Origin of the sequence: Eubacterium sp. 1001713B170207_170306_E7, from assembly GCF_015547515.1 — a bacterium.
Lineage (GTDB): Bacteria > Bacillota > Clostridia > Eubacteriales > Eubacteriaceae > Eubacterium.
The window spans coordinates 1-26,411 of sequence record NZ_JADMVE010000007.1 but is presented as its reverse complement, the minus strand read 5'-3'; the positions used below and the strand labels follow the sequence as shown (position 1 = coordinate 26,411).

The window sequence follows — 26,411 nt, the reverse complement described above, 5'->3', positions numbered from 1 at the left end:
ATATAAATGATACACTAAAAAATAAAGGATGAATACCTTGAAAGACACACACGATCTCCATCAAATTGTCTATAACCATTATGCTGATAAGATCCGCTTTGGGATTTACCGGAAGGGCGATTCCCTGCCAACCATTGAAAAAATAAGCGGGCAGTTTAATATTTCCATCAACACGGCGCGCCAGTCCCTCATTAATCTTGAACAGGATGGCTACGTGCGCCTCACGCGGGGAAGGCCGGCTATCGTCACCGCTTCCTACAGTGACGAGGAGTGCCGCGCGGGCTATATTGAACATTTCACCGTCCGTCACGACGCGCTGGAGGAGCTGCGGGCCTTTCTGCCTGTAATTTTCGCCAAAACCCTGCTCCATGCGCTCTATTTTATGAAACCAAAGGGCTCCGAAAAGCTGACGGAATTGATTTTGCAGACCCGTCTGGAGGACAGCCTTCCTTTCTTCTATCCTCTGCGTTTTGTTCTCTCAAGTCTGGGAAATCCTTTGCTCGAGAGCATACATCTGGACGCTTCCATGTTTACGCACCTTTCCCGGAAGAGAATGAACGACATTGGCATCCCCTACGATATGAGCGTCTTTACCACCTTTCTAAATGATTTCAGCAGGATTTCTGATTTTAAGGCCAGTGAAGACTACGCGGGCATGTGCCAGCTTCTTACCAAAATCTGCACGCTTTTATCCGAACAGATCGGCCATCTAAACAGAACCGTAACAGACCAGTTTGGCGAAAATCCTGACCAGCTTCCTTTTATATGGCATATACAGGCCGGCAGGCCACAGGTATACTACAGCGTGGCGGTCCGCATGATCGCCGAAGTCCGCAAGGGACTTTACAAAAACGATGAATTCCTGCCGACGCCGTCCGTTCTGGCCGAGAAATACGGCGTGTCTCTGATCAGCATCCGCAGGACCATCGCACTTCTGAACAGCGTGTGCCTGACCGAGACCATCAACGGTCTTGGAACACGCATAAGCCTGAACCACAAATCCCTTGAGCATCTGGACCTGTCCAATCCCGGAACCCGTAAAAGCCTGCTTTTCTACCTCATGGGGCTTCAGCTGGTCACCATCTGCATCCGCAGCATTGCCAGGGAATCCTTTGATACGATCCCTCCCGAAAGAATCCAGGAGATTCTCCGTTTCTACGAACAGGAATCTCAAAGCGGGCAGTATCTCTTTACCCATGGGCAGATTCTTAAAACCGTGATCTACTCCCATAAAAATTCTGAAATCTGGGCGATCTTCAGCCCGCTCATCCATATCATGTCCTGGGGGATTCCCCTGAATTACCTCGGAGACTCCGATATGGCATCAAAGGGGACGCAGCTCGATCTCCTGATCGGACTGCTGCAGTCTGGCGACAAAGAGGGCTTTGCCAAACATCTGGAGCAAAGCAGCCGGAGCAGCCTTGTCCGTGAACGGCAAAAGCTTCTGGACGCCGGGCTGAGTGACGCCGCGGACATTCTGGTGCCTGAGCCGTCTATCCTGGAGCTGGCGGAATCCTGCATCCATTTTGAACTGCAATAAAAAACGCAGGGAAACCAATTGGTTTCCCTGCGTTTTAATTTTTATCAGCGGTAAGGCCGGGATCACGGGCCAGTACACCGTTTGGGGAGTGCTGCTTCCTACAAGAGCCATTCGCTTTCAAAAATCTAACAACATGATAGGTGGAGAAAGGTAGGTTTACAGCAGTGTCTGACCATCGCAATCCCTCCTTACTTTCAAATAAAAAGGAATCGTCTGACGGGATACGCATCCGCCGGATGCTTTATCATCGCTTTATTATAATCCAAAGTTGAAGCCTGCGCAAGCTTAATTTATGTTTTAATAAAGCCTGTCCAGCCTTATCCACAACTGGCTTTTCAACCGCTGTCTTTCTCCGAATTCCGCACCCTGTATTTTGTTAAATTCCAAGCAGATTTACGTTAAAATTCCAATATCTTGTATCTGTTCACATTATCAACAGGTTATCCACATCCTCTATGGATAAATGTGCATATGTGGACAGCTCAGCTCCAGAAGGAGGTTTTGCCCTCCTGGTCAAAGCGTTTGACCATAGCGCTCAGCTTTTCAGCGCTCTTGGGGAACAGGCCGCCGCGGTTGCCTACGTAGTTGCGCACCGCATTGCCAGAACGGGTGCCCGCGCAGATTTTAAACAGGTCGGTAAGAACAGACTCGACGGCAGAGCCGCCGCCCTGGATGCGCGGCAGTATCTTTTGCAGAATGGCGTGGTCCAGACCATCCTCCTGGCTCATGAGGCCATACTCTGCATTGTAGAGCAGATAGAAACAGATTTCGTCACGTACCCGGTAGCCAATCTGCGCGTTGGCTTTCATGAGAATGCCGTTCATGGCCTCGAGCAGGGTGACGACCTCCTGGATCATATCCCGCTGGCGGGTGCAGTTGGCCAGCACCAGGACATCGCTCTTTAAGAATTTATTGCCAAGATGGATCGGCTCTGGCATGGTGCGCGGCGGATTCTGAAGGTGCAGGCTGACCTGTCCAATCTCGATGAGGCTCGCCCGATCCAGCACTTTTCTGCTCAGGGCAAAGGCTGTTTCCTCACTGCTGACAGTCCCGATAATATAGAGATTTTCCGGCAGATAGAGCTCGCTGTAGCGTTCTCTTGCCAGCTCGTCCCGGCCAAAGGCCTCATCGCCCAGCAGCGCGTCGGTGACGGTGCGGCCGTCCCGGTCGCGCCGGGTTTCCATGACGGATAAAATCTCACTGAAATAGTATTCGACCCGGGCCAGATTCATTTCATCCAGACATAGGAAATAAGGCTTTCTGGGGTTGTCCACCGCTTCTTTTATAAAATCATTGAGCGCGCCGGGCACAAAGCGTCCGGAGGAATCCAGGTAGCCGAGAAGGCCTCTGGAGTCCTTCCAGTCCGGGCGGACTGGCACCTGCTTATAACGGCCGTTTTCCGTATTGGCGCCCATGGCCTCAGCAAACAGGCGTGCCAGGCTGGACTTGCCAATACCTGCGATGCCAGTCAGAATCACAAAGGGCTTAGCTTTCAGACAGAGATAGAGGTTTTCAACAATGCCCGGCGTGCAGGTAAAGCCGTGGGCGGTGATGTAAGCGCCTACCTGGCGGAGGGTGCCTGGAATATCCACAGGCTCTTCCACCAGGTTTTCGACCCGCTCCAAAATGCGTTCCACCGCGTTAACTTCCTCCGTCTCAGCAGAGGATTCTTCCATGACACGCTTGGTTTCCAGATAAGCCGCCTCACTGATGCTGCGGGCTGTCTTTTGAGGTGTATCGGCAGCTGGCTGCTCTGCCACAGGGGCAGGTTCAGGCTGACCCGGCCCAGGAACGGCGTCCACAGGCTCGGACCGCGCTTCAGCCACAGCCGGTGTTTCTTCCTCCACCGGCTCCCATTCGATGATTTCAGGCTCGCTGTTTTCCTCAGGCTCAATGCTTTCAGCGGCCTCTGCTACCTGAACCACAGTTTCCGCTTCGGCTGCATCTTCAGCTGCCGGCGCTCCAGCTTCTGGGGTTTCCTCCTCTTGAGCCTCAGGCACCTCCGGCTCAGCAGGTTCTTCCTCCTCGGGGTAAAGGTTCAGGATACAGCGCTCGTAATAATCGTTGTAGACAGCCAGCATTTCCTGAAGATCCTGCTCCAGCTGGGCGTCGCCAGGCACCATACGGTCGTATTCCCTGTAAAAAACCACAGCCTCCCGGAAACGGTCGTCATACAGGTCCACATCCTTGCTGCCAGTGTCAAAGCCTCTGGGGTCCACCCTTCTCTGTATTTCTGCCACCAGAGGCCGCAGAGCCGCTGCCACGATGGCCTTCACGTCCTCCTCTCCGGTTTTCAGCACTTCCTCCTCGATTTCCTTAAAGCCGTGGAACAGACTCAGGTACAGCTTCTGGGTATCCTTGTTGAGCAGGTACTGCACAAAGACGCCCGTGTTCGGTACTCTTGTGATATTACGGTCCAGCACTGCCACCCAGGGGGTCTCGGTCCATTCCTCCACGCCGGCAAAGCCCGTGACCTTGTAGCGGTCACCGTCCACAAATTTCAGAGCCTCAATACAGCCGGGAATGCCATCGGTCAGGATGTCTTTAAAGGAGTAGCGGAAATCTCTGGTAAAATAATGGCCGTACTCATCGATAAGACTGGTCAGGTTTTCCTGAAGGCCCGGGCCGTCCATGCGCTCAAAATAGTGCTCAATTTTCTGGTCCAGCAGCTCGATGATAAGCCGCTTGTCATCTGTGCTCAGCTCGTCGAGCATACTGACCTCCAGAGCAAAATAGAAGTGCTCGTCTATGGTCTCCATGACCAGAAAGCCTTTTTCCGCCATGAGAGCGTAAGGACCGTCCATCAGAAAAGCCAGCACGTCATCCAGGCCTGCTTCCTTCACATTTTCGATGGTTTTGTCCGCGTTTTTATCCTGAGATTTGCCCTGGGCCTCCCGGGCTTCGTAAAACTTCTTGACGCCGGCAGAGACCATAAACACATCAGCCTTGCCGCGGTTGTCAGCCTGCTCCAGGTAGTTTTTCAGAAAGACCATCTCGTAGGAGCTCTTAAAGGAGACCACGGTTTTTCCAGGGCCGAGGTAGTCAAAAAGCGCCTGCTTTTTGGTCAGAGCTTCGTCGGTGGGCAGGATCATCTTGACCAGAAATTCGTCGGCCTCCAGCTTTTCAAACTGAAGGATCGGCCGTTCGTCCAGCTGGTATTCGGTCATGTTGGCAAAGAAATTTTCATAGTCGGGGAAAAGACCGATAAACTTGCTGCTCAGAGCCTTGCTCCAGGTCAGCTTGATGTTGTTCGCGCTGTTTTCGCCAAAGCCGCATTCGATATAGGAGGGGAACTCCCGCCCCTCAAACAGGAAGATAACCCGTGTCTCGCCGCTCTCAGCGCCGAAAAATTTATTCAGCTCCGCGGGAATGGTCATACCGCCGTCCCTGAATACAAGCAGGTCGGTAATAAAGGTCACGGTATAGTCGTTCAGCATTTTCCATGCGTCGTTAGGTCCGAAATTTCGCTCTATCATATATGAATCACCTCGTTGATTTGGTTATCGTTTGATTTTTCCTTACAGATACTATTGTAACATTTCTATCCTTAAAGGGATATTCAATATTTTTACCTTTAAAGATAAAATCCCAAGGGTTCAGGCCTGATATACTCTTGCGTTTACAGATACGCTGATGAAAATCAAATCTTTAAATCCTAAATAAAATCATCAAAGCTGTTGCTGTAAATGCTCAAAAAATCATAAAGCTCACGGTCTTCATCCATTTCGCCCCAGACTTTTGGTGCAGCAGTCCAATACTCCTGCTGGAACCGCTTCCAGTTTTTCGCACCGAAAAAAACGGGACCCAGGTGCAGACCTATCTTGATAAAATAGAGGCGATGCTCTCCCTTAAAGGCTCTGATCGCACGATGGGGGTCCTCAAAAACAGGCTTTCCCTCAGCGTTCAGCCCCACAGCGTAGTCCCCTGTATTTGGAACTCGGTAGGCCCGTTCGCTTGATCTGCCCAGAGGTGACACTATCCTGGCTTTCTCAGGATTCAGATAGTGGTCGTCATCGCCGAACAGCTGGATTCCAATCCAGGTGGCCGCATAAAAAAATACGACTGCAGCAAGCAGTACGCCCGCCTCCCTCAAAAACAGTCTGTTTTTTTCATTTAATCCCCCCTTGCTTTGACCATAAAAGCCTCTCGTGCTAAAATCAATGGTTTATTTGATTTTAGCACAGCTTTTGGCCTTTGCAAAGGGCATCCCAAACTTTGCTTCAGGCTTAAGAAAAAAGAGAGAGCCCTATGCACTCCCTCTTACTCGTTTCAGTTCCTCCTAAAGGTCTCGGAGAATTTCCAGAATATTCCTTTTTTCTTTCCCAAAGTCTGGGTCCATAAGCTGTTCCAGAGGATCCCTTTTTTCAAACTCCCTCTCTATCTCCCTAACGATCTGCCCCGGCCTCTTGCTGAAAACCAGTATCCGGTGGCCTAATACCAGGGCCTCCTCAACGTCATGCGTGACAAAAAGGACTGTGGGGCGCAGATCCTGCCACACTGATAAAACCAGACTCTGCATCTTTGGCCGCAGCTGGGCGTCCAGCGCGGCAAAGGGCTCGTCCATGAGCAGGCATTGGGGCTCCATGACCAGCAGCCGCGCCAATGCTGTCCGCTGCTGCATACCGCCTGACAGGGCACTGGGATAGTAGTCTCTGAAATCAGACAAACCCGTGAGCTCCATAAAGCGGTCCACCCGCTCCTGCTGCTCTTTTCCCCGCACACCTGCCTGCCTGAGGCCAAAGGCCACGTTCCCTGCGGCGGTCAGCCAGTCAAACAAAACCGGTGTCTGGAACATCATGCCCCTCTCAGCGCCAGGGCCTGTCACAGGACGTTCATCAAAGCACACGGAGCCGGCTGCCGGCCTTTCAAAGCCGGCGGCCAGCTTTAAAAGCGTTGACTTGCCGCAGCCGCTTGGCCCAAGCAGCACTGTAATCCTTCCCGGCTCTGCATTGAATCTGACGTCCTTTAAAACCTCCAGACCGCCGTAACCATGTGACACATTTTTAAATTCCAGACTCATTTTTCACGCCTCCCCGCGGGTAAATTCTCCTGCATACGGCCACCAGTAAAAAGTCAGTCAGCTTAGCTGCCACCGCGATCACAATCATGGCTGCCAGAACCATATCCACATGACCGAGCATCCGGGCATCGCTCATGATAGCGCCCAGCCCTTTTGTCACCCCGGTCACTTCACCCAGCACCAGATAAGCCCAGGCCACCCCCAGGCCCAGCCGCAGGCCGACCGCCGCCTGGGGAAAGGCTGCCGGAAGAACAACCGCCCGAAAAAGCCCAAAGCCCCGGACGCCCAGCATACGTCCTGCCTGCATATAGGCCTCTGGAATGCCGGCCGCTCCGGCGGCAGTATTGACATAGACAGGAAAGAAGGCTGCCAGAGACATCAGGAAAAGCGTGTTTCCCTCTCCTACACCAAACCAGACGATGGCAATGGGCAGCCAGCCGATGCCCGGAACTGCCTTGATCAGATGGATTACCGGATCAAAAAGGCGCCGCAGCACAGCCACACGCCCGGTCAAAAAGCCCATGAGCATGCCCAGTCCTCCGGCGATCAAAAAACCCATTACCACCCGGAGCAGGCTGACGCTCAGGTTTTCCCACAGCGCGCCAGAATAGGGCGTGATGCCAAGCCGGCCAAAGGCAAAGTCCGCCAATACCCGGAGCAGGTCTACCGGGGACGGCAGCTTGTAGGACGGTATCTGCCCGGAGGACGAAAGCCAAAGCCACACCAGCACCACCAGCGCCGGGACTACCCATCCCACCGGGTCCACCCGCTTCACAAGGTTCCGAAACCTTTCCATGATCCTGCCTAGCGCCGTTTGGCAGCCTGTTCCAGAAAGCTGAGATCAAACATGGTCTCGACATCCGGCACACTGTCGATCATGCCCAGCTCTTTCATACGGTCTGCCAGATTTCTGGTGTTCTGAATAAAGGCAGCGTCAATGTCTGAGCAGAGCTCAATGTTATCAGCCGAAATTTCCAGCAGTGCCTTGTCTGTGCCAAATTCCGCCGACTTATCCAGCCACTTCTCCCGGTCAGCATTCAGCATTTTAGTGGCATCCACATGAGCGTTAACCAGATCCTGAACCATTTCCGGTTTGTTTTTAATGGTATCCTCTGTAACGATCATGGCCGCATTGATGGTGCCAATGCTGTCGTCAAAATAGGGATAGCTCAGAATACGTCCATACTCCTCCTGCACAGCCTGGGACGGATAGGGCTCACCACTTAAAAAGGCGTCGATGTCCCCGTTGACCAGAGCCTGGCCCATGTCAAAAAAGTCGATGCGCTTAAGCTCCACATCCGTATCGGGGTTGATGCCGTTGCGCTTAAGCACCTCCAGCAGCAGAGCGTGGTGCATGGTGCCGGGCACGTAGGCGATGCGCTTGCCCTTCAGGTCTGCCTCGCTTTGGATGCCGGAATCTTTGCCCACCACCAGCGCCGAGCATTTGTTGCACAAGCTGGTGACGATCTTGACCGGCTCACCCTTGGAAGCAGCTGTGATCGCTGTGACCAGTGTGGTGCCGCACATATCCAGACTTCCGGCCAGCAGAGCGGTTTTCTGGTCGCCAGGATTGGTAAAGGGCAGAACCTCGACGCTTTCAGGCATAAACTCATCGTAAAAATAAGGCGTGATCGTCTGGGCTGTTTTCCAAGTTCCCACGGTTACCTTCTCGTCCTTCGAGGCCGTATTCTCTTCAGGGCTGCTGCAGCCCACCAGCATTCCCACGGCCATCACCGCGGTCAGTGCCATTGCCATCCATTTTTTAAATTTCATTTTCTTCTCCTTTTTCACACGTCATTTCCGGTTCGGCACACAGGGTATAACCGGCCTGCTCAAACCATTCGCCCGCTGTCTGGGCGTCAAACTGATGCCATTTTTCCTTTGGCAGACAACAGCTGTCCCGTGGGATGGAGCCTGTCTCGACCACCGCCACATTGGCGCCAAAGCGCATGGCCTTTTGCGTGGCCGGATGCACACAGATGTCCGGTACGCGTCTGCCCCCAGCCAGGCGTGTAACGGCCACGATCTGAGCCAGACGGCTCTCAGATATCTGCGGGTGCGCGCCCAGAGGTGTTCCCGGCACCGGTACTCGGGCCATACCGCCAGTCACGATGGCCTGATGCTCAATGGCGCACAGGCAGATATCCACGATTTCCTCATCACTGTGCTCAATACCAATGGGCTCAACCAGAAAGACCAGCTTAAGAGGTGAATCCTTAACAGCGCGCAGGGTCCTCAGCCGCTCCTCAGGATCAAAACGGGTATCCTTACCCTCACCAAGGCGCAGAGAGTGGTAAATAAAATCTACCCCGGACCGGTGCAGCGCATTGGCCTTTTCCAAATCAAACTCACCCACATTTAAGCCGATTTCATAGCTGCCCGGCACAGCCCTGCGGATTTTTCCAATAAGGTCTGACAACACATCCAGGCTGTAAAATTCTGTTGTCCGCAGCACGATCCAGCGCACCTTGTTTTCAGCGTAATCCCGCACACTCTCGATGATCTCGGCCTCCGAGAAATCCCGCTCCCGGTCAGGCTCTACAATCCCCCAGGCCTCACCCAGTGAACAAAAATCGCAATTCATGGGGCAGGCCTTGTAATCCACGCCCATGGCGCCCCAGAGGTAAGCCCTGTCGCCAGTTACCTGGGCGGCCACACGTCGGGCGGCCAGACCCAGACGGTCACAGGCCTCTGAATCCGGGTCAATGCCGAGCAGACGGACCAGCTCGCTCCGTTCAATCGCCTTGTCCCCAAGCGCCTTTTTTTCGACCTTTTCAATAAAGCTAAATAGCTTTTCTTCTTCCTGCATCTCATTTCCTTTCACACATAACATTGTTCTTCTATTAGACTTTGTCATATAGACGTCAAAATGTAGTATAGCGTTTTTTAAGACGTTTGTCCAGATGATTTTTGGCCTTGCGCACCTTCTCAATAATAAAAAAATCCCGGAACCTGTGTTCCGGGACGCTGTTTCCTGCTAATTATTAATCATATCTGTGGCCTTCTTAGAGCCCTCCAGCATCAGGCTGGAAGCTTCCATCGCCATACCATCAGCCTCGCCCGCTTTGTCGATGAGCGCGTTCAAGCCCGCCTCATCAATATTGCTGGGATCAATGGGAGCGCCAAAGCATTCCTTATAAAGGGTAATGGCGGACAGCATTTTATCCGATGCCCCCTTAAAGCTGGACTGGACATCCTCCATTTTTTTCGGAGCCTTCAGAGCGCCCAGCTTGGTCCAGCTGGCCTCCATTTCAGAAAGCTTTGACTGCACACTGTTGATCCAGTCCTGGCTTTCATAATCCGCTGTGTTTAAAAGCTTCTGCCAGTCTGTATTTTCCTGAGAAATTTCAGTCGCCAGACTGGTGAATTCTTCGGCATAAGCCTGGGTTCCGTCATCGCCGCAGCCGGTAATAGACAGCATCAGGCATAAAACGACCAGCAAAACCCCCAATAGTTTCATTTGTTTTTTCATTTTTTCTCCTCTCATCACAAATGATTACAACCATTTTAACATGGATCTCATTCTAATAAAAGGCGACTTTAAAGCCTTCAGTCCAACAGGATTTCTTTTATTTCACTTTATGAGATTGTCCTGAAATCCTGATTCCCTGAACATACCCGGCTATGTCCTTCAAATAAAATAAGAACTTGTCTTTCTTTACAATTTAAGCTATTCTAATAATAAATCGAACACCACTGATTGGAAAAGGCCCATCCTGTATGAGCGCAAACCTGAATAACCTTAGGAGGACTTTACCATGTCCAATATTTTTGATTACCTAGACTGGCGGGGAGACCTTACCCTTGACCAGTCCCCCTTTAACGCGGTGGATAATCTGATTCTCAGCTGCATTTCCTATATCCGCCTGGAGGGCATTGTGCCAAACAGCACCGAAACCGTCAGCATCGCTGCGGTTTCTTCCCGTTTTTTTGCCCTGCCCGAAGATGAGCGGCAGCTTCGGCTGCGGGTGGAGGAGGACGGCCGCCTTTTAAAAGCGCTGGCCTGTACCCGCCGTTTTGCGGATATGGGGCTTTGTCTTTACGATGACCAGCTAGACCCTGTCCTTGAGAAGCAGTTCTGCGGACTCACCATTCTGACCGGCGACGGATTGGCCTTTATTGCCTACCGGGGCACAGACAACACTCTGGTTGGCTGGAAAGAAGACTTTAACATGAGCTTTAAAACCTGTGTTCCCTCCCAGACCGAGGCAGCTGAGTACCTGAAGCGTGCCGCCGGCAGTCTTGGCGCCGTCCGCCTGCGCATTGGCGGACACTCCAAGGGCGGTAATCTGGCTGTGTACGCCGGTATCCACTCCGGCCCATACGCAGGCCGGATCGAAGCAATCTACAGCAACGACGGCCCTGGCTTTCCCGCAGAGGTTCTGGAAAGTCCTGCTTATCAGGACGTAATCAGCCGCATCCGCACTTTTGTGCCCCAGACCTCCATTGTCGGCATGTTGCTTGAGCACGCTGAGGACTATACCGTGGTTCACAGCCGGCAAATCGGTATCGCCCAGCATGATCCCTACTCCTGGGAGATTCTCGGCCCAAATTTTGTCTGTCTGGAATCCGTCACTGCTGGCTGCCGCTTTATGGACGAAACCGTCAAGGCATGGGTTGACGATATGACACCCGGGGAGCGCGAGCAGTTCATTGACACCTTTTATGATATTCTCTGTGTGACGCAGGCACAGACCGTCGGCGATCTCGCTCACTTCTCACTGAAAAATGCCCGGGCCATCAAACAAACCCTTGAAAACACTGACCCCGAAACCAAAAAGATGATGACTGAGGCCATTTCCAAGCTCCTGGAAGCTGCCAGAGAATCCTTCCATACCCTGCTGCCACACAAAAAAGCCTCAGACTGATCTCCGAAGGCTTTTTTGCAAGAAATATCAAAGGAAAAAGCGATTTTGCAAAAATACGATACGCACGCCCGTTTAACAGGCACCCTGCCGCAGAAGGTCGTGGTAGTCCCTTAAGACCGATTCCCATACTCTTTTTTCGCCGTATGCGATGCCGTCGAGCTGGCGTACAGGCATCATTCCCATCAGAGCGTTGGTGACAAAGGCCTCGTCAAAATCACCGGTTTCCTCCGGCAGGATCACCCTTTCTTCCACATCGTAACAGCTGATCAGATAATCCCGGATCGTACCTGGCAGCAATCCACAGGACCGGTCGGGCGTGACCAGACGCCCTTTTTTTACAAAGAACAGATTCGTGACTGCTCCTTCGGTGAGCTGTCCACAGGTATTTAAAAATACCGGCTCATCAAAGCCCTGGACGGCTGCCCGCCTTTTTTCCAGAATATTTTCCCCATAACAGAGTGTCTTATGATAGGTCAGCGGAGAGGTCTCATTGCGCCGCACCGGGCTGGTCCGCAGCACAAACCCACGCTCGTAGTCCATCCAGGTATAAGGGTTTTTACGACAGGACCACAGGCAGTTCTCTTGGGACACCATGATTTTGAGCACTCCGTTTTTCATGGGGTGGGCTCTTAAAATTCTGTCCACCCATTCCCGGGTGACAGGGTTTGGAAGCTCTAAAAAATTCAGAGCCTCTCCAATCCGTTTCAGATGCGCCTCTAAAAAAACCGGGCGTCCGTACATCACCGCAATGGTTTCAAAGGCCCCCAGTCCAAAACAGAAGCCATCGTCCATATTAATCTCCTGCCCGCTCATTTCATGGCCTCCAGAAGTGCCCTGGCTTTTTGCTCGGTCTCCTCATATTCAAATTCCAGATCCGATTCGCAGGTAATGCCGCCGCCCACCCCCAATGTGTAGCAGCCATTCTGGTAAACCGCGGTACGGATCACAATGTTCAGATCACAGCTTCCATCCAGTCCCAGATAACCCATTGAGCCCGTGTACAGACCTCTCCGGCTGTGCTCCAGCTCGTCGATGATTTCCATGGCCCGTATCTTTGGCGCGCCGGTAATGGAACCGCCCGGAAAGGCCGCGCGTAGGAGATCGGACGTTCCCAGGCCCGCTCTCAGCCTCCCGACAATATTAGAAACCAGATGAAAAACGGTTGCGTAAGTCTCCACATCAAACAGGCTGGTGACCTTCACGCTGCCAGGCTCACAGACCCGGTTGAGATCGTTGCGCTCCAGGTCCACGATCATGAGCAGCTCGCTCCTATCTTTCCCGGATGCCTGAAGCTCCTTTTTCAGAGCTGCATCCTCCTCTGGCGTCTTGCCACGGCGGCGCGTCCCCTTGATAGGCCGGGTTTCGACCAGGCCGTTTTTCATACGCAGAAACCGCTCCGGAGAGGCACTGATGATCTGAAAATCCCCGTAGTTAAAATAACCGCCAAAGGGAGAGGGGTTATTGACGCGCAGGCACTTGAACATGGCATAGGGAGGCTTCTCACTGTATGCCACGATGCGTCTGGTCATATTGGCAATGTAAATATCTCCCTCCACAATATAGTCAATCATTCGGTCAACAGCCTTTTTATAAGCCTCCTTCTCAAAATCCGAAGTGATTTTTACAGGATATTCTTCCCATTTCCCAGCCTTTTTGCTGGGGGTAAAGGCACTGATTTCAGCTTTTAGTGCGTCCAGAGCTGCTCCAGGCTCCGAAAGCACGCCACTGGTTGTCAGGTACAGCTTATTTTCATGCCGATCCTCAATGATGAGGTTGTCATAAAAACTCAATATACAGTCTGGAATACTCTGTTCCCTGGGGTGACGGCTTTTTATCTGCTCAAAGCCGCGTCCATAATCGTAGCTGAAGTAACCGATGGCGCCCGAGATCATGGGCAGGCCGGTATCGTTCTCCTCATAATGCGCTGCCATATAAGGACCCAGAACTTCCTCCAAACTGCCCTCTGCCGGACAGCCGTCCACATACAGAGCATTATCCTTTACCGTCAGGGTTTTATAAGGGTTTAACCCGATTATAGAGTACCGCCCCATCTCATTGACCAGGGAGGAATCCAGCAAAACAGCGCCGGTCCGTCCGCAGTAAAGGTCAAAAAGCTCGGCTGCACCGTACTTAAGAGGCCATTCGGTTATTTTTGTTTTCATTCTGACACCACCACTCCTCACTTAATCGAATAAAATTACTCAGAACCGCGTGACCCGATTCGGTCAGTACCGCCTCTGGATGAAACTGGACGCCATATATGGGGTAATTCCGGTGTGACAGGGCCATCACCACCCCGTCCTCAGACCGCGCGTCAATCCGCAAAGTCTCCGACAGACCGCTTTCCGATACCACCAGCGAATGATAGCGTGTGACCGGCAGTCTCTGGGCAAGCCCTCTAAACAGGCCCCTGCCCTCGTGGCAGACTGGTGTGGTCTTTCCATGCATAGGCTGCTCTCCTTTTTTCACACCAGCGCCAAAAACATGGCCGATGATCTGATGCCCCAGACAGACCCCCAGAATCGGCACTCTGCCCGCAAAGGCGCGCACGATCTCAGCAGATTTTCCGCAATCCCCAGGGTTTTTGGGGCCCGGGGAGATGATGATTCCCCTGATATCCCTGCGCCTGTACAGCGTCTCAATGTCGGCCGCGTCATTGCGGATCACTTCGATCCGCTGTCCCAGCTCCTTAAAATAAGCAGCAAGGTTATAGACAAAGGAATCATAATTGTCAATCATGATATACATTTGTGGTCCTCCTGTAAATTTGGTGTACAAAAAAAGCCAAAAACAAACACGCCCGCAGCGCTTTTGTTTCTGGCAGTCTTCTTTTCGTTGAAAAGGCACACCATATTCGGTTCATTGTTTTTATCTTAACTGATTTCCCCTCAAAACTCAAGGGCATTTTTCAAAAAAGGGAAACGGCGCTGTTGATGATTAAAACAGCGCCGCTTTCCAAATATATTTTAATTTAATAGAGGGAGCAATTTAGAGGTTTTCTTTGAAGAATGCTTCTAATTCTGCAATGGCGGTATCTTCGTCCGGACCGTCAGCCTGTACGGTGATGGTTTCGCCGTTTTTAGCGCCTAAGCCCATTACACTTAACATGCTCTTGCCATTGCCGGTTTTGCCATCCTTAACCAGACTGATTTCAGATGAGTACGGCTGGGTTTTTTTAACGAGTAAGCCTGCTGGTCTTGCGTGAATACCTGCTGGGTCCGTAATTGTGTAATTAAATTCTTTCATTTTAAGTTCTCCTTTGGACTATAAAAATTTCTAGTATTATATTAACATTTTTACCCAAACTTGCATAGCAAATCTTGTCTATTTTCTAAAAATTTTTATATTTATACTAATCTGGCATAAATTTTGCTATTAAATGATTATACCGCTTCTTTCTTTAATGGCTTTTTCAAAATCGCCAGCAGAATCATACCGACGACCGATCCGATCAACAGAGATACGATATAGAACAGCGGGTTGCCCACAACAGGGAACACGAACACGCCGCCGTGAGGCGCCATCAGCGTACAGCCAAAGAGCATTGAGAGGCCGCCGGCCACTGCCGAGCCCACAACACAGGATGGAATAACACGGATTGGGTCTGCCGCTGCAAAGGGGATCGCCCCTTCTGTGATAAAGCACAGGCCCATGATGTAGTTGGTAAGGGCCGACTGGCGTTCCTTCTGGGTAAAGCGGTTTTTGAAGAAGGTCGCGCACAGAGCAATGGCGATGGGGGGTACCATACCGCCGATCATAACCGCTGCCATAATGTCATACTGACCGGAGCTGATGGCCGCTGTACCGAATACATAAGCCGCCTTGTTGAAAGGCCCGCCCATGTCGATGGCCATCATGCCGCCCAAAATCACACCGAGGATAACCTTGGAGCTTTCGCCCATGCTGTTTAAGCCGTTGGTCATGGCAGTATTCAAGGCCGCGACCGGCGGGTTGATGATGAAGACCATCAGCGCGCCCATGATCAGAAGACCAAAGAAGGGGTATAAAAGGGTCGGTTTGATGCCTTCCAGCGCATCGGGCAGTTTGTCAAATAATTTGCGCAGTCCCAGCACCAGATAACCTGCCAGGAAACCGGCGACCAGAGCACCGAGGAAACCAGAGGTCCCGCCAGTGGTAATGGTCATGGTGCCGTCTACCATGCCAAGGATATAGCCCTGGCTGGCAATATAGCCGCCTACGAAACCAACCGCCAGACCAGGACGGTCTGCGATACTCATGGCAATGTAACCTGCCAGAATCGGGAGCATAAAGCCAAAGGCCGCGCCGCCGATGGTTTTCAGGAAAGCTGCAAAGGGGGTATTCATCCCGAAATTGGCCGGATCGATGGAATAATCGTCAAAGAGGAAGGCCAGAGCAATCAGAATCCCGCCGCCGATAACAAAGGGCAGCATATGCGAAACGCCGTTCATCAAATCCTTGTAAATCTTACGGCCAATGCTCTGCTTTTCGCCGCTGTCCGCGGTATTTTCTTCCTTGCTGTCCGCATGGTAGACCGGGGCCTTACCCTCGAGCGCATGGCTGATCAGCTCCTCAGGCTTATGGATACCGTCGGCTACCTTGGTCTGAATGACCGGTTTGCCGTCAAAACGCGCCATGGGCACATTCTTGTCCGCCGCCACGATGATCGCATCCGCATTGGCGATCTCAGCGCGGGTCAGTTCGTTTTTCACCCCGCCGGAGCCGTCCGTTTCAACCTTGATGCTGACGCCCATGTCCTTGGCTTTGCCCTCTAAGGCTTCAGCCGCCATGTAGGTATGGGCAATGCCCGTCGGGCAGGCCGTCACAGCCAGCACTTTCGGGTATCCGGTATCCACCTCAGCCGCGGCTTCACGCACCTTGGCCTCCTCTGCTTCTACCTTTTCCACAGCCTTTTCCGCTGCGTTTTCTTTTTCTTTTTTGGCGTCTTCCTCGCCGAATTTTTCTGTTTCCTTTTGGTCAATGAGCTTGAGGAACTCGTCCTTGTCCGTTGCGTTGATGAGCTTCTGTCTAAAATCCTCGTCCATGAGCATCATGGATAAGCGGCTCAAAAGCTCAAGGTGGGTATCGTCGGAATTATCTGGTACCGCGATGGCAAAGAGCAGATGGGCAGGCTGTCCGTCCATGGATTCATAGTCAGTGCCTTCCTTGCTTACCATAACGGCCAGTCCGGCTTCTTTTACGGCGCTTGTCTTGCCGTGCGGGATGGCGATCCCTTCGCCGATTCCGGTTGTTCCCTGCGCCTCTCTGGCAACGACGGCTTTTTTATAGCCTTCCTTGTCATTAAGGTTTCCGGTAGCGTCCATGAGCTCAACCAGATTGTCGATGGTTTCGCCCTTGGATGCAGATTTTCCCTGAAGGTCGATGCCTTCTTTTTTCAGTAAATCTGTAATTCGCATTTCTTTTCCCCCTGGAATTAGATTTTATTTAAAAGGTCCGTGACCTCTTGTCTTGTTGCCAGCTCCTCCGAGAAAGCACTGGCGCTTCCGGTCGCTACGCCCATTTTAAAGGCGGCTGCCAGATCGCCGGATTCCAGATAGCCCGCCAGAAAGCCTGCTACCATGGAATCGCCCGCGCCCACGGAGTTCTTGACCTCACCCTTGGGTGCGGCGCTCTTGTGCACACTGCCATCCTCGTTCAGGAAGATGGCCCCGTCGCCCGCCATGGAAACCAGCACGTTGCGCGCGCCCATTTCCTGAAGCTTTTTGGCGTATGAGATAATCTCATCATCGTTTTTAAGGGTAACCCCAAACATATCGCCCAGCTCATGATTGTTCGGTTTGATCAAAAACGGATGGTATTTTAATACTTTTTTCAGTAAATCCTTGGTGGCATCCACCACAATGTTAATGCCCCGGTTCTCAAGCCGCGCCATAATGCGCTCGTAGGTATCGGACGGCATAGAGCTGGGAATACTGCCCGCCAGCGCCAGCACATCACCTGCTTTCAGCCGGTCCAGCTGTTCAAAGAGCCGCTCAAGGGCTTGCTCTGAAATTTCAGGCCCGCGTCCGTTGATTTCGCTTTCCTCCTGGGATTTCAGCTTAACATTGATCCGCGACAGCCCATTGTCGATTTCGATAAAGTCAGAGCTGCACCCGAAGTCCCGGACACGCTTCTCGATTTCTTTGCCAGTAAAGCCGGCTGTAAAGCCCAGGGCCACGTTGTCAAAGCCGAGATTTTTAAGCACAATGGAAACATTGATGCCCTTGCCCCCCGGAAAAAGCCGTTCCGAAGCCGTTCGGTTCACCTGACCAGTCTTAAAATCATCGACCTTTACAATGTAGTCCAGGGATGGATTAAAGGTCACTGTGTAGATCATTTTTATCTACCTCCATTATCTCTGTGAATTTCAGGTATTTATGGTCCTGTAAATCCGTGGTGATAATCGTCGCGCTGCCGATGCCGCCAAAGGTAACGGACGAAATTTTATTAAATTTTGAAGGGTCGCTCAGAATGTAAGCGTCCCGGCAATTATCAAAAGCTTCCTTTTTAACCATGGCCTCATGAACGTCCGGCGTAGTATAACCCGCCGTAGGGCTGATGCCGTTGGTTCCGAAAAAGCCCAGGGTAAAATTGTATTTTCTGAGGGCTTCCACGGTTTCCTCGCCCACCATGGCTTCGGTAGAGACCCGGAGGTGTCCGCCTGGGATAAATACTTTATACCCTTTTTTAAGGAGTTTATTTGCGTGTCCAAGCCCGTCGGTCACGTATGTCGCTTCCTTTTCGCTGATATGGTCAATGAGCGCCTCGGTAGTTGTCCCCGCATCGATAAAGACAAAATCGCCTTTCTTAATGAGCGAAGCGGCATACTGCCCGATACGCTGTTTTTCCTCACTATACTGGCCGTGCTTGTAAGCCACGTCGTCTTCATTTGTTGTATAGCTGTTGTCAACGGCTGTCGCGCCTCCATGAACCTTGTTGATCAGGCCCATCTCATGCAGGGCGGTCAGATCCCGCCGCACCGTTGATTCTGAACTCCCGAGCAGCTCAGTCAGTTCCTGCACGGTCACTGCTTTTTTGCTCTCGACGGTTTTTAATATAATGTTAAATCTTTCTTCTGTTAACATCTCTTTGTCCTCCGCAACTGTATAATATCACCATTTTCAGTCATTGTCAAGCATTTTCATTCAAAAAACTTCAAAAATAATCATAAAATCCCTGAAATCATCCTTAAACCTGCTTGTTAATGACTGAATTTGACTGTTTAAGCCTACCATGCCCGGGTATAAAAGTCAACAAACACAAAGCGCTGGCGGCCGGACCGCCCTGAAAGGTTCTTTTCAAAAAATAAAAAAGAACCAAACACACAATTTGGTTCTTTTTTATCAGTGATATGCATATACTAAGTTTTTGTTTTTTCGATCATGACATCAGACGTTATCGCCGTCCTTGATGTCAAAATAGTCTGGTAAAAATTGCTGAACGTCGTTAATGCGGATTTCAAAATGGGAGTGCGGTCCGGTTGAGTTACCAGTGCTGCCCATTAACGCTACGACTTGGCCCTTTTGAACCCGGTCACCAACGCTTACCTTAAATTCGGAGTTATGACCCATTCTCAGGACGGTTTTTCCATCGTCCATCATAATGTCAACGCATAATCCGTAACCGCCAAAATCACTTGCCCGGATGACCGTACCACTCTGCGGTGCGTAAATCGGCGTCCCCATTGAGTTCGCGATGTCCACTGCAAAGCAGCCTGCATGGCTTCCTGGCTTATCTAAAGCGGAAATATTACCGGTTGCCGGTAAAATAAAGTTGTCTTTCTTTGAAGACATGGTCGGGTACTGCTTGGTTCCCTTTGAAACAATCTGAGCCACCGGCTCTTTCGCAACTGTTTCGGATAAGGTCGTTTCGCTCACAACCTTTCCGTCTTCATAGACGGTTTCGACTTCCTTATCAAGTTCTCCGTTCACACCTTGCTGTGTAACTACAGTTTGATCAACATATACATTCGGATCTTCCTGCTCAACGGTCTGGAAAGGTATGTCTTCTTTTTTAGTAGATGTTTTAGTCAGATTAATCTTTAAGATACTGGAGCTTGTCTCAGTCTCATTATTCTGGTTTTCTACATTCTCATTACTATTATTTTCAACGGTACCTTCAGCTGCTGGAGCTTCCTCTTGGGCTGGCTCATCGCTTTGGTCTCTTGCCACATCGGCTCCACCACGGCTTGCTACCTGGATTGGAGCATTCGTACTCTCTTCACTCTTACTCGGATTAGTATTACCTGTTGCTAAAAGATTAGCGCACTCGTCCGGACTGTTTAAGTCCTCGAGCGGAAAATTCTTAGGCGTTTCTACAACGTCACTCTGGATGTCGCATTTTACCAGCTTATCTGTACCCTGTACGTTACCGATCTTATTAATTGCACCTGCAATACCGGCCTGTACCTGGTCTGATGAAGCTAAGTTACCGACTTCCTGTCCGTCAACCTTTAATTCTACACCATGAACGCCGACCCGAAGGTTCTGGGCGTTCAATGCATCAGTAAATTCTTCCTCTGACAACATTGGTTTATTAAATGTGATGCTCTTTTTAATCTGTATATCATTGTAGACATATGCTGTTTCAATCGACGTTTTCGATCGCATATCCTGCTCTACCTGATCCAGACTCTGTGTAAACACAGCCGCATCTTTGGTATAGCCTAAAACCTCTCCGTCAACCATGACCTTGTAACCAAGACAGGTTGAAGAAAAGAATCCGAGAAGAAGCGCTACACAGAAACCTGTGAATACGACTTTTTCTCTTTTGCTCAAGTGCTTGGCGTAATGCGCAAGCTTCTTAAAAAACATCTGAAACTTGCCACTTGAGCGATGGCTTTCGTTGCTAATGCCTAATCACCACCCTCCTATATAATTTTGACCAAATTGTAAAGTTATTTACAATTTAGATATATTTTAACATATCCTTTGGCACTTGCCAATACCTTAACCGAAATTACTTAATATTTTATGAAAAATTCATTAAAATATACGTGTTTTAGGTTTATTTAAGGCGTCATGAGCACCTTTAGCAAATTTTAAGTATTTTTTTCTTTACATCTAACCGAAAAAGAAAGAGGAAAAATTTGTTGTTAAAAAAAAATTTACGGGAAATCCTCTGCCAGGGCCCAATAAACCTTGACAAAAGAAAATCAAAGGGATATGATAGGGATAACTTAATATTGTAAACATTATGTAAATGGGAAAAAGGTGAAATTCCTTTGCTGTAATCGCAGCTGTAATACAAAATGTCCTCTTGTGTGCCACTGTCCGCCGGATGGGAAGGTAAGAGGAATGCCATTGTAGAGCCAGAAGACCGGCATAATGTTTTCTTAAAACACTCCGATTTAGAGTTATTTAAGAGATACGTTCCCAATCCTTCCGTATTTTTTGCCTTCTCTAGCCGGAGAAGGCTTTTTTATTACACTAAATGAAGGTGAGGTATTCCCATTGATCGAAATAAAAAAACAGGCAAAACCAGCCAAGGAATTTAAAGGCGACACTGCCATCAAAAGCCTGATGACCATCAAACGCCAGCTTGAGGATAAACGCGGGCTGTTCGGTATCCATGAATATGCCTTTGCCAAAACCAGCGACCTGCTGTTTTCCATGGGCACCAGGCTCCTGTGCGAGGGCAACCAGTGCGGCCATTATGGCGCCACCTGGGCCTGCCCGCCGGCAGTGGGCAGCTATGAGAGCTGCGTCACCAAATGCCGCTCCTATGAGAACGTCTGCCTGCTTTCAACGGTCACCGATTTAAAGGGACAGTACGATTTCAAAGGCTGGCACCGGGCCCGCATGTTCCATGAGGCCGCCACAGCCAAGGCTGCCCGGCTTTTCAGAGCCCACTATCCCGGCGCGCTGGTGCTCTCCACGGAGGGCTGTATCCTCTGCGGCCAGTGCACCTATCCCAATGCCCCCTGCCGTTACCCTGACCAGATCTTTCCATCGGTGGAGGGCTACGGCATCGTGGTCATGGACCTGGCAAGCAAAACCGGACTTTCCTACAATAACGGCCCCGAGACCGTCACTTATTTCAGCTTTACCCTGTTTTAACCCTATTCAGAAAGGAGAACCACCATGAACCTGACCATTACCCCCGCTTCCTGTACCGAGCCCCTGCCCCCAGCCGTTTCGGTTTCCGATTTCCACGCACTCAAGGAAAAGTACAGCAGCCTCAGAAAAAAAGCGACCAAAGCTTACTGCGCATTGGACGGCGTTCTTTCCCTGTTTCAGGCCATTGCCCTGGAAAAGGGCATTGACTTTAACCCTGTAGTTTTCTATCCCATGTCCTCCTTTGTGCGAGAGCGGGATATCTGCCGGATAACCGAGCTGCTGCTGGAGAGTGCCTTTTCCGCGGGTGAAAAGAGAGTGGACTTTACCATCAACCTTTTTAACGCAGGCGTTATCTCCCTGTCCCTCAAAACCAGACAGCCCTGCAGGCCTCTTCCCCAGTATACAGAGGAGCTCCAGACCCTGCTCGCAGCCTATGACGGCATACGGGATACCCGGCGGATTGGCGGACGGGAGCTGACTGCCTTTATCCTGAGGCACCGCCACGGCCAGACCGAGGAAAGCTTTGGCAGTGATCTGCTATACGTCCGTTTTTAAGATTTTCTCAGCCGTTTCCTCATCAATGATCAGGTGGCGCGCAAACCCCGTGTTCAGACAGCCGATGGCCGAGCCCACATTGGCCTCGACAGGCACAATGCCAATGAAATTCTTGATCTTGGAAAGCGGCGCCAGGGGAATCTGGATGGCGAAGTCATCCTCTCCCTTAATCTGCTGCCCCTTCCAGTTAAAAAAGTAGGACAGAATATTGGAGGTTGCCCGCTCCGTGATCAAACGCCGCCCAAAGCGCAGGGCGGTGGCATGATCCGGCACGCAGGGATAGCCGCCAAGGGTCACCAGCGCGGTATCCGTCTTTTTCCACAGAGCCAGAATACTGTTGTAATTATCCGTGGTCACAAACAAATCCCGCTCCTGCTTGGTCGTGGGAAAGGCCGGCGAGATTAAAAAGTCCGCCTCAAAGCCCGTCTTCCGGGCAAACTCTGTGGCCAGCTCATTGGGGTGATAGCCCTTATGAGGCACTGTCGCTGTTCCGATCAGAGGGCAGACCTTTCCGCTGTACTGTCCGGCGAGCTCCCTGTTCGCCAGAATATCAATGACCCGGCTGATGTTATAACCCCAGCCAAGGCCCAGGATACGGGTTTTCGGAAGAATCTCCAGAAGGAAATCCACAGCGGCTTCATAAAGACGCTCCTGAGTTTCATTCTTATCCTCCGTACAGCTGACAACTTGGCAGCTCTTTAAGCCAAAGCGGTTGCAAAGCTCCCGGCTCTTTCCAATGCTGGTGCTGTCAAAGGACTTAATCTCAATTTTGACAATCCCCTCTCTGCGGGCTTTGTTCAGCAGATTGCTGACCGAGGGCCGCGAGATCCCCATGGACTTTGCGATCTCAGCCTGAGTCATATTCTCTTCATAATACATTTGCGCCGCAGTAATAAGACGGATCAGTTCTTTCTCTTTCATGATGCTCTCCTTATACAAATGTCAACAGCTTTTTTCTAAATATACTCTATTTTTTGACAAATGTCAATCTGTTGCTTTTAAGACTCAAAACCCGCAATACTTAACATTTGTCAATAAATCCCTCATTTTTTCTGTTTTTAGGGTGATTTTTAATGTTTTTAAATTATTTTACGTTTTTATTATTGACAAATGTTAAATCCAGTGATATTCTATAAGCAAGTTGAAACCGATACCGGAGGTGAGCGTATGCCAGTAGAAACCTTAAAAATCAAGAACATGTTATTGACATCTGCTAATAAAATTAAAAGCAGTGTCGAAAATTTAACCAAGCTGGACTGTGAGCTCGGTGATGGCGACCATGGAACCACCATGGAGAAGATCGCCAAGGCCATGATCTCAGAAGTCGATGCCTGGAACGAAGAAACCAACCTCAAAGAAGCGCTGGAAGCCCTGAACGATACCCTTGAGGATATCAGCGGCGGCTCCGCAGCTCCCCTGTTTGGCTCCTTTATCTGCGGAATGGCCGAAGCGGCCGACCCCAGCGAGGATACCGACAGCTTTATCAAAACCATCCTGCTTGGCGCCTATGAAGAATTTTTCGATACATCCGGCGCAAAGCCCGGCGGCAAATCCATGATGGACGCCATTTACCCTGCGACCGAGGTGATCCGAAACTCAGACAAAATCACTCAGGAAGTCCTGAACCAGGCTGCCAAAGCTGCCCGTGAAGGCTCCAATGCAACCTCAGAGATGCTCGGAAAGTACGGACGCGCCCGCTACATCGGCGACCGGGCCATCGGCCATATTGATCCCGGCTCCGTATCCTTTGCCCTGTTCTACGAAGGCCTGGCAGAAGGCTATGCCCTTTAATTACGTTTTAATTTATTAAGATTCTCAGGAGGAATTTAAAATGAAATATGAAATCATGCACGTTGGCGTTCCTGTAAAGGAAACCGTATTGCCCGAAGATTACGCCGAAGGCCTGAAGGTTTATATCTCCGGCCCAGATAACAACGACCTGAAATTTGAATACCTGCGTTTTGAAGAGGGCACACCCCTTCACCCGGATGTTGTCAACAAAACACATGTTGCCTATAAAGTACCAAACATCGACCAGTTCATCGAAGAAGAAGGCGCCACCGTCTTAAACGGAAGAATGGCCGTAGATGAAACCCTGGACATCGCTTTTGTATCCGTACACGGCACTGTTCTGGAACTCATGGAAATGAAGTAAGGTCCAGTTTTTCAAAGAAAACTGGCAGCAAGCAAAATCATTTTTTAATCTAAATTAATAGGGGGAAATACTAAAATGACAATGAAAAAATTCTTAAACCAGCCGGAAAACATCGTATCTGAATTACTGGAAGGCCTGGAACTGGCAAATCCGGATATCATCGAAGTAACAGGAAACAACCTGGTCGTAAACAAAAAATTAAAAGACGCAGACCGCGTAACCGTTGTAACCTTAGGCGGCGCTGGCCATGAACCGGCCATCGAAGGCTTTGTGGGTGAAGGCATGGTTGACATCTGCGTTATCGGGGATATTTTTGCAGCACCTGGCTATAAGGCCTGCATCGAAGCTTTAAAAATGGCAGACAAAGGCCACGGCGTTTTATTCGTTGTTTTAAACCATGCGGGCGACATGCTCACAGGTAACAAAACCATGAAGGAAGCTACTAAATTAGGCTTAAACGTCAAAAAAGTCGTTACTCAGGAAGACATCGCCAACGCGCCGCGCTCCAACGCCGACGACCGCCGCGGTCTGGTAGGCTGTGTTCCGGTCTACAAAATTGCAGCCGCAGCCGCCGCAGAAGGCAAATCCTTAGACGAAGTCGCTGACATCGCCCAGAAATTCGCAGACAACATGGCTACCATCGCTGTGGCTGCCAAGGGCGCAACCCACCCGGCAAACGGCGAAGTCATCTCCACCTTAGGCGATGATGAAATGGAAGTTGGCATGGGCCAGCACGGTGAAGGCGGCGGCGGACGCCAGCCAATGAAATCAGCTGACGAAACCGCTGTGATCATGGCAGACGAATTGATCGCAGACCTTGACCTCAAAGCCGGCGAAGACGTTATGGTATTCATCAACGGCAGCGGCTCCTCCACATTAATGGAGCTTCTCATTGTTTTCCGCAAGGTTTACAAATACCTGGAAGAAAAAGACATCCATGTCAAAGCGAACTGGGTCGGCGAAATCCTGACCGTACAGGAAACCGCAGGCTTCCAGATGTTCATGGCCCGCGTAGATGAAGAAGAGCTGAAATACTGGAACGCTCCATGCAGAACCCCATATAAGGTCGTTTAATTTAAACAGCGGCAAATCACAAAAGCGGCCTTTAAACGCCGCTTTTTAATTCAGAATAAAGGAGATCAAACCTATGGCAGATAAAGACGGCAACAAACACGCAAAAGATTTCGGCTTTGACCGGCCCGCAGAAAATAAAAGCTTCCACGTCAAGGGCATGGAAAATGTAGACTGGGGGATGAAAACCCGCCTGTCCCAGATTTTTGACCCCAAAAGCGGCAACACCATCATGCTCGCCTTTGACCACGGCTATATCATGGGACCCACCCAGGGCCTCGAACGCCTTGATTTAGCCATTCCACCGCTCATGGACTACGCAGATGTCCTCATGGGCACCCGGGGCGCATTGCGCACCTGCATTCCGCCAGACTGTAAAAAAGCCATCGCGCTGCGCTGCTCTGCGGGCAGCTCCGTCTTAAAGGATGACATGAGCCACGAAGTGGTCGGCGTGGATATCGAGGACGCCATCCGCATGAACGCCACCTGTATGGCCATCCAGTCCTTCATCGGCTCAGAGGGCGAATGTGAAAGCATCAACAACATTGTAAAGACCATTGACGCCGGCAACCGCTACGGCATTCCTACCCTCGGCGTTGTCGCCGTTGGCAAAGAAATGGAACGCACCACCAAATATTTCTCACTGGCAACCCGTATGCTGGCAGAATTTGGCGCACAGATCGTGAAGGTCTATTACTGTGATAACTTTGAGGAAGTCGCAGCCGCCTGCCCGGTTCCGCTCGTTATTGCCGGCGGTAAAAAAATCCCGGAAGCAGAAGCCCTTGAAATGGCCTACCAGGCCATCAGCCGTGGCGCCCACGGGGTCGATATGGGCCGCAACGTCTTCCAGGCAGAAGACCCCAAGGCCATGATCCAGGCCATCCGTGAGGTTGTTCATAACGGCCGCACCGGAGCGGAAGCCTTTGAATGTTATCAGGATATTAAAGCAAAATAAACCTAAAAAAAGAAGTCCCAGACCGGGACTTCTTTTTTTACTCGACTGCCACGTCGGTGGTGGTGGTGTCCACGCGCTTGGCGCCGGACATTCTGGCGAGCCCGAAGCCTTCGGGCTTGAAGATGTCGTCGGTCACGATGCCGGCCGCGCCGGTTTTGACCTCCTCGTCGGTGATGCCCTCTTTGTAATGCGGAATGGTCATTCTGAATT

At 50.8% G+C, this 26,411-nt stretch carries 25 protein-coding genes and 1 riboswitch; of the genes, 8 read left to right on the top strand and 17 right to left on the bottom strand.

Going from position 1 to position 26,411, the window contains the following annotated elements; all coding sequences use genetic code 11:
• Positions 1-37 precede the first annotated feature (37 nt).
• Positions 38-1,540, top strand: coding sequence for a GntR family transcriptional regulator (locus tag I2B62_RS16155; protein ID WP_195270077.1), 1,503 nt, complete (start codon positions 38-40; stop codon positions 1,538-1,540).
• A 482-nt stretch (positions 1,541-2,022) separates the two neighbouring features.
• Here the strand turns inward: I2B62_RS16155 and I2B62_RS16150 are convergent, their stop codons facing one another.
• The 7 genes from I2B62_RS16150 to I2B62_RS16120 form a co-directional block, all read right to left on the bottom strand.
• Positions 2,023-5,016, bottom strand: a complete 2,994-nt coding sequence (locus I2B62_RS16150; RefSeq protein ID WP_195270076.1) for a DUF3578 domain-containing protein — start codon at positions 5,014-5,016, stop codon at positions 2,023-2,025.
• A 179-nt stretch (positions 5,017-5,195) separates the two neighbouring features.
• Positions 5,196-5,633 carry a hypothetical protein gene (locus I2B62_RS16145; protein ID WP_195270075.1) on the bottom strand — a complete coding sequence of 146 codons (438 nt, stop codon included), beginning with the start codon at positions 5,631-5,633 and terminating at the stop codon, positions 5,196-5,198.
• A 186-nt stretch (positions 5,634-5,819) separates the two neighbouring features.
• A complete protein-coding gene (locus I2B62_RS16140; RefSeq protein WP_195270074.1) occupies positions 5,820-6,560 on the bottom strand; it encodes an ABC transporter ATP-binding protein in 741 nt (246 codons plus the stop codon).
• Entirely contained in the window at positions 6,544-7,356 is an 813-nt protein-coding gene (locus I2B62_RS16135; protein WP_195270073.1) for an ABC transporter permease, read from the bottom strand. Before I2B62_RS16135 ends, I2B62_RS16140 begins: the two co-directional genes overlap by 17 nt.
• A gap of 8 nt (positions 7,357-7,364) precedes the next feature.
• Positions 7,365-8,333 (bottom strand): ABC transporter substrate-binding protein, encoded by a 969-nt coding sequence (locus I2B62_RS16130; protein WP_207736038.1) that lies wholly within the window; start codon positions 8,331-8,333, stop codon positions 7,365-7,367.
• The gene (locus I2B62_RS16125; RefSeq protein WP_243259575.1) at positions 8,323-9,369 is read right to left on the bottom strand and encodes a radical SAM protein; all 1,047 of its coding nucleotides are present in this window, start codon (positions 9,367-9,369) and stop codon (positions 8,323-8,325) included. The genes I2B62_RS16130 and I2B62_RS16125 overlap by 11 nt, the downstream gene beginning before the upstream one ends.
• 168 nt (positions 9,370-9,537) lie before the next feature.
• On the bottom strand, positions 9,538-10,032 hold the full coding sequence (locus I2B62_RS16120) for a hypothetical protein (RefSeq protein ID WP_195270071.1): 495 nt from the start codon (positions 10,030-10,032) through the stop codon (positions 9,538-9,540).
• Positions 10,033-10,318: 286 nt separating this feature from the next.
• Between I2B62_RS16120 and I2B62_RS16115 the strand changes: the two genes are divergently transcribed.
• Positions 10,319-11,428, top strand: coding sequence for an Mbeg1-like protein (locus I2B62_RS16115; RefSeq protein ID WP_195270070.1), 1,110 nt, complete (start codon positions 10,319-10,321; stop codon positions 11,426-11,428).
• 72 nt (positions 11,429-11,500) lie between these two features.
• On the opposite strand, the gene I2B62_RS16110 is transcribed toward I2B62_RS16115, so the two are convergent.
• From I2B62_RS16110 to I2B62_RS16075, 8 genes are all read right to left on the bottom strand, one after another.
• Complete coding sequence (locus I2B62_RS16110; RefSeq protein ID WP_195270069.1) at positions 11,501-12,241, bottom strand: aminotransferase class IV; 741 nt, start codon at positions 12,239-12,241, stop codon at positions 11,501-11,503.
• Positions 12,238-13,590: an aminodeoxychorismate synthase component I gene (gene pabB / locus I2B62_RS16105; RefSeq protein ID WP_195270068.1), complete on the bottom strand. Its 1,353-nt coding sequence runs from the start codon at positions 13,588-13,590 to the stop codon at positions 12,238-12,240. The genes I2B62_RS16110 and pabB overlap by 4 nt, the downstream gene beginning before the upstream one ends.
• Complete coding sequence (locus I2B62_RS16100; RefSeq protein WP_195270067.1) at positions 13,559-14,176, bottom strand: aminodeoxychorismate/anthranilate synthase component II; 618 nt, start codon at positions 14,174-14,176, stop codon at positions 13,559-13,561. The genes pabB and I2B62_RS16100 overlap by 32 nt, the downstream gene beginning before the upstream one ends.
• Positions 14,177-14,416: 240 nt before the next feature.
• Positions 14,417-14,674 (bottom strand): HPr family phosphocarrier protein, encoded by a 258-nt coding sequence (locus tag I2B62_RS16095; RefSeq protein WP_195270066.1) that lies wholly within the window; start codon positions 14,672-14,674, stop codon positions 14,417-14,419.
• Between the two features lie 137 nt (positions 14,675-14,811).
• Positions 14,812-16,824, bottom strand: coding sequence for a fructose-specific PTS transporter subunit EIIC (locus I2B62_RS16090; RefSeq protein WP_195270065.1), 2,013 nt, complete (start codon positions 16,822-16,824; stop codon positions 14,812-14,814).
• Between the two features lie 17 nt (positions 16,825-16,841).
• Entirely contained in the window at positions 16,842-17,744 is a 903-nt protein-coding gene (gene pfkB, locus I2B62_RS16085; RefSeq protein ID WP_195270064.1) for a 1-phosphofructokinase, read from the bottom strand.
• Entirely contained in the window at positions 17,722-18,492 is a 771-nt protein-coding gene (locus I2B62_RS16080; RefSeq protein WP_195270063.1) for a DeoR/GlpR family DNA-binding transcription regulator, read from the bottom strand. Before I2B62_RS16080 ends, pfkB begins: the two co-directional genes overlap by 23 nt.
• 303 nt (positions 18,493-18,795) lie before the next feature.
• Positions 18,796-20,220, bottom strand: coding sequence for a peptidoglycan DD-metalloendopeptidase family protein (locus I2B62_RS16075; protein WP_195270062.1), 1,425 nt, complete (start codon positions 20,218-20,220; stop codon positions 18,796-18,798).
• 354 nt (positions 20,221-20,574) lie between these two features.
• Positions 20,575-20,749, top strand: a riboswitch (cobalamin riboswitch).
• 110 nt (positions 20,750-20,859) lie between these two features.
• Here I2B62_RS16075 and I2B62_RS16070 point away from each other — a divergent pair.
• Both I2B62_RS16070 and I2B62_RS16065 read left to right on the top strand, forming a co-directional pair.
• Positions 20,860-21,465 carry a DUF2284 domain-containing protein gene (locus tag I2B62_RS16070; protein ID WP_195270061.1) on the top strand — a complete coding sequence of 202 codons (606 nt, stop codon included), beginning with the start codon at positions 20,860-20,862 and terminating at the stop codon, positions 21,463-21,465.
• Positions 21,466-21,489: 24 nt separating this feature from the next.
• Entirely contained in the window at positions 21,490-22,020 is a 531-nt protein-coding gene (locus I2B62_RS16065; RefSeq protein WP_195270060.1) for a hypothetical protein, read from the top strand.
• On the opposite strand, the gene I2B62_RS16060 is transcribed toward I2B62_RS16065, so the two are convergent.
• Positions 22,003-22,941, bottom strand: a complete 939-nt coding sequence (locus I2B62_RS16060) for a sugar-binding domain-containing protein (protein ID WP_195270059.1) — start codon at positions 22,939-22,941, stop codon at positions 22,003-22,005. The two genes, I2B62_RS16065 and I2B62_RS16060, sit on opposite strands and share 18 nt — an antisense overlap.
• Before the next feature lie 246 nt (positions 22,942-23,187).
• Between I2B62_RS16060 and I2B62_RS16055 the strand changes: the two genes are divergently transcribed.
• From I2B62_RS16055 to lsrF, 4 genes are all read left to right on the top strand, one after another.
• The gene (locus I2B62_RS16055; protein WP_195270058.1) at positions 23,188-23,811 is read left to right on the top strand and encodes a dihydroxyacetone kinase subunit L; all 624 of its coding nucleotides are present in this window, start codon (positions 23,188-23,190) and stop codon (positions 23,809-23,811) included.
• A gap of 40 nt (positions 23,812-23,851) precedes the next feature.
• Positions 23,852-24,175 carry a hypothetical protein gene (locus I2B62_RS16050; RefSeq protein WP_058693637.1) on the top strand — a complete coding sequence of 108 codons (324 nt, stop codon included), beginning with the start codon at positions 23,852-23,854 and terminating at the stop codon, positions 24,173-24,175.
• Between the two features lie 75 nt (positions 24,176-24,250).
• Positions 24,251-25,249 (top strand): dihydroxyacetone kinase subunit DhaK, encoded by a 999-nt coding sequence (locus I2B62_RS16045; protein ID WP_195270057.1) that lies wholly within the window; start codon positions 24,251-24,253, stop codon positions 25,247-25,249.
• 73 nt (positions 25,250-25,322) lie between these two features.
• Positions 25,323-26,201, top strand: a complete 879-nt coding sequence (gene lsrF, locus I2B62_RS16040; RefSeq protein WP_195270056.1) for a 3-hydroxy-5-phosphonooxypentane-2,4-dione thiolase — start codon at positions 25,323-25,325, stop codon at positions 26,199-26,201.
• A 37-nt stretch (positions 26,202-26,238) separates the two neighbouring features.
• On the opposite strand, the gene I2B62_RS16035 is transcribed toward lsrF, so the two are convergent.
• Positions 26,239-26,403 carry a DUF2922 domain-containing protein gene (locus I2B62_RS16035; protein WP_347707836.1) on the bottom strand — a complete coding sequence of 55 codons (165 nt, stop codon included), beginning with the start codon at positions 26,401-26,403 and terminating at the stop codon, positions 26,239-26,241.
• Positions 26,404-26,411: the final 8 nt, after the last annotated feature.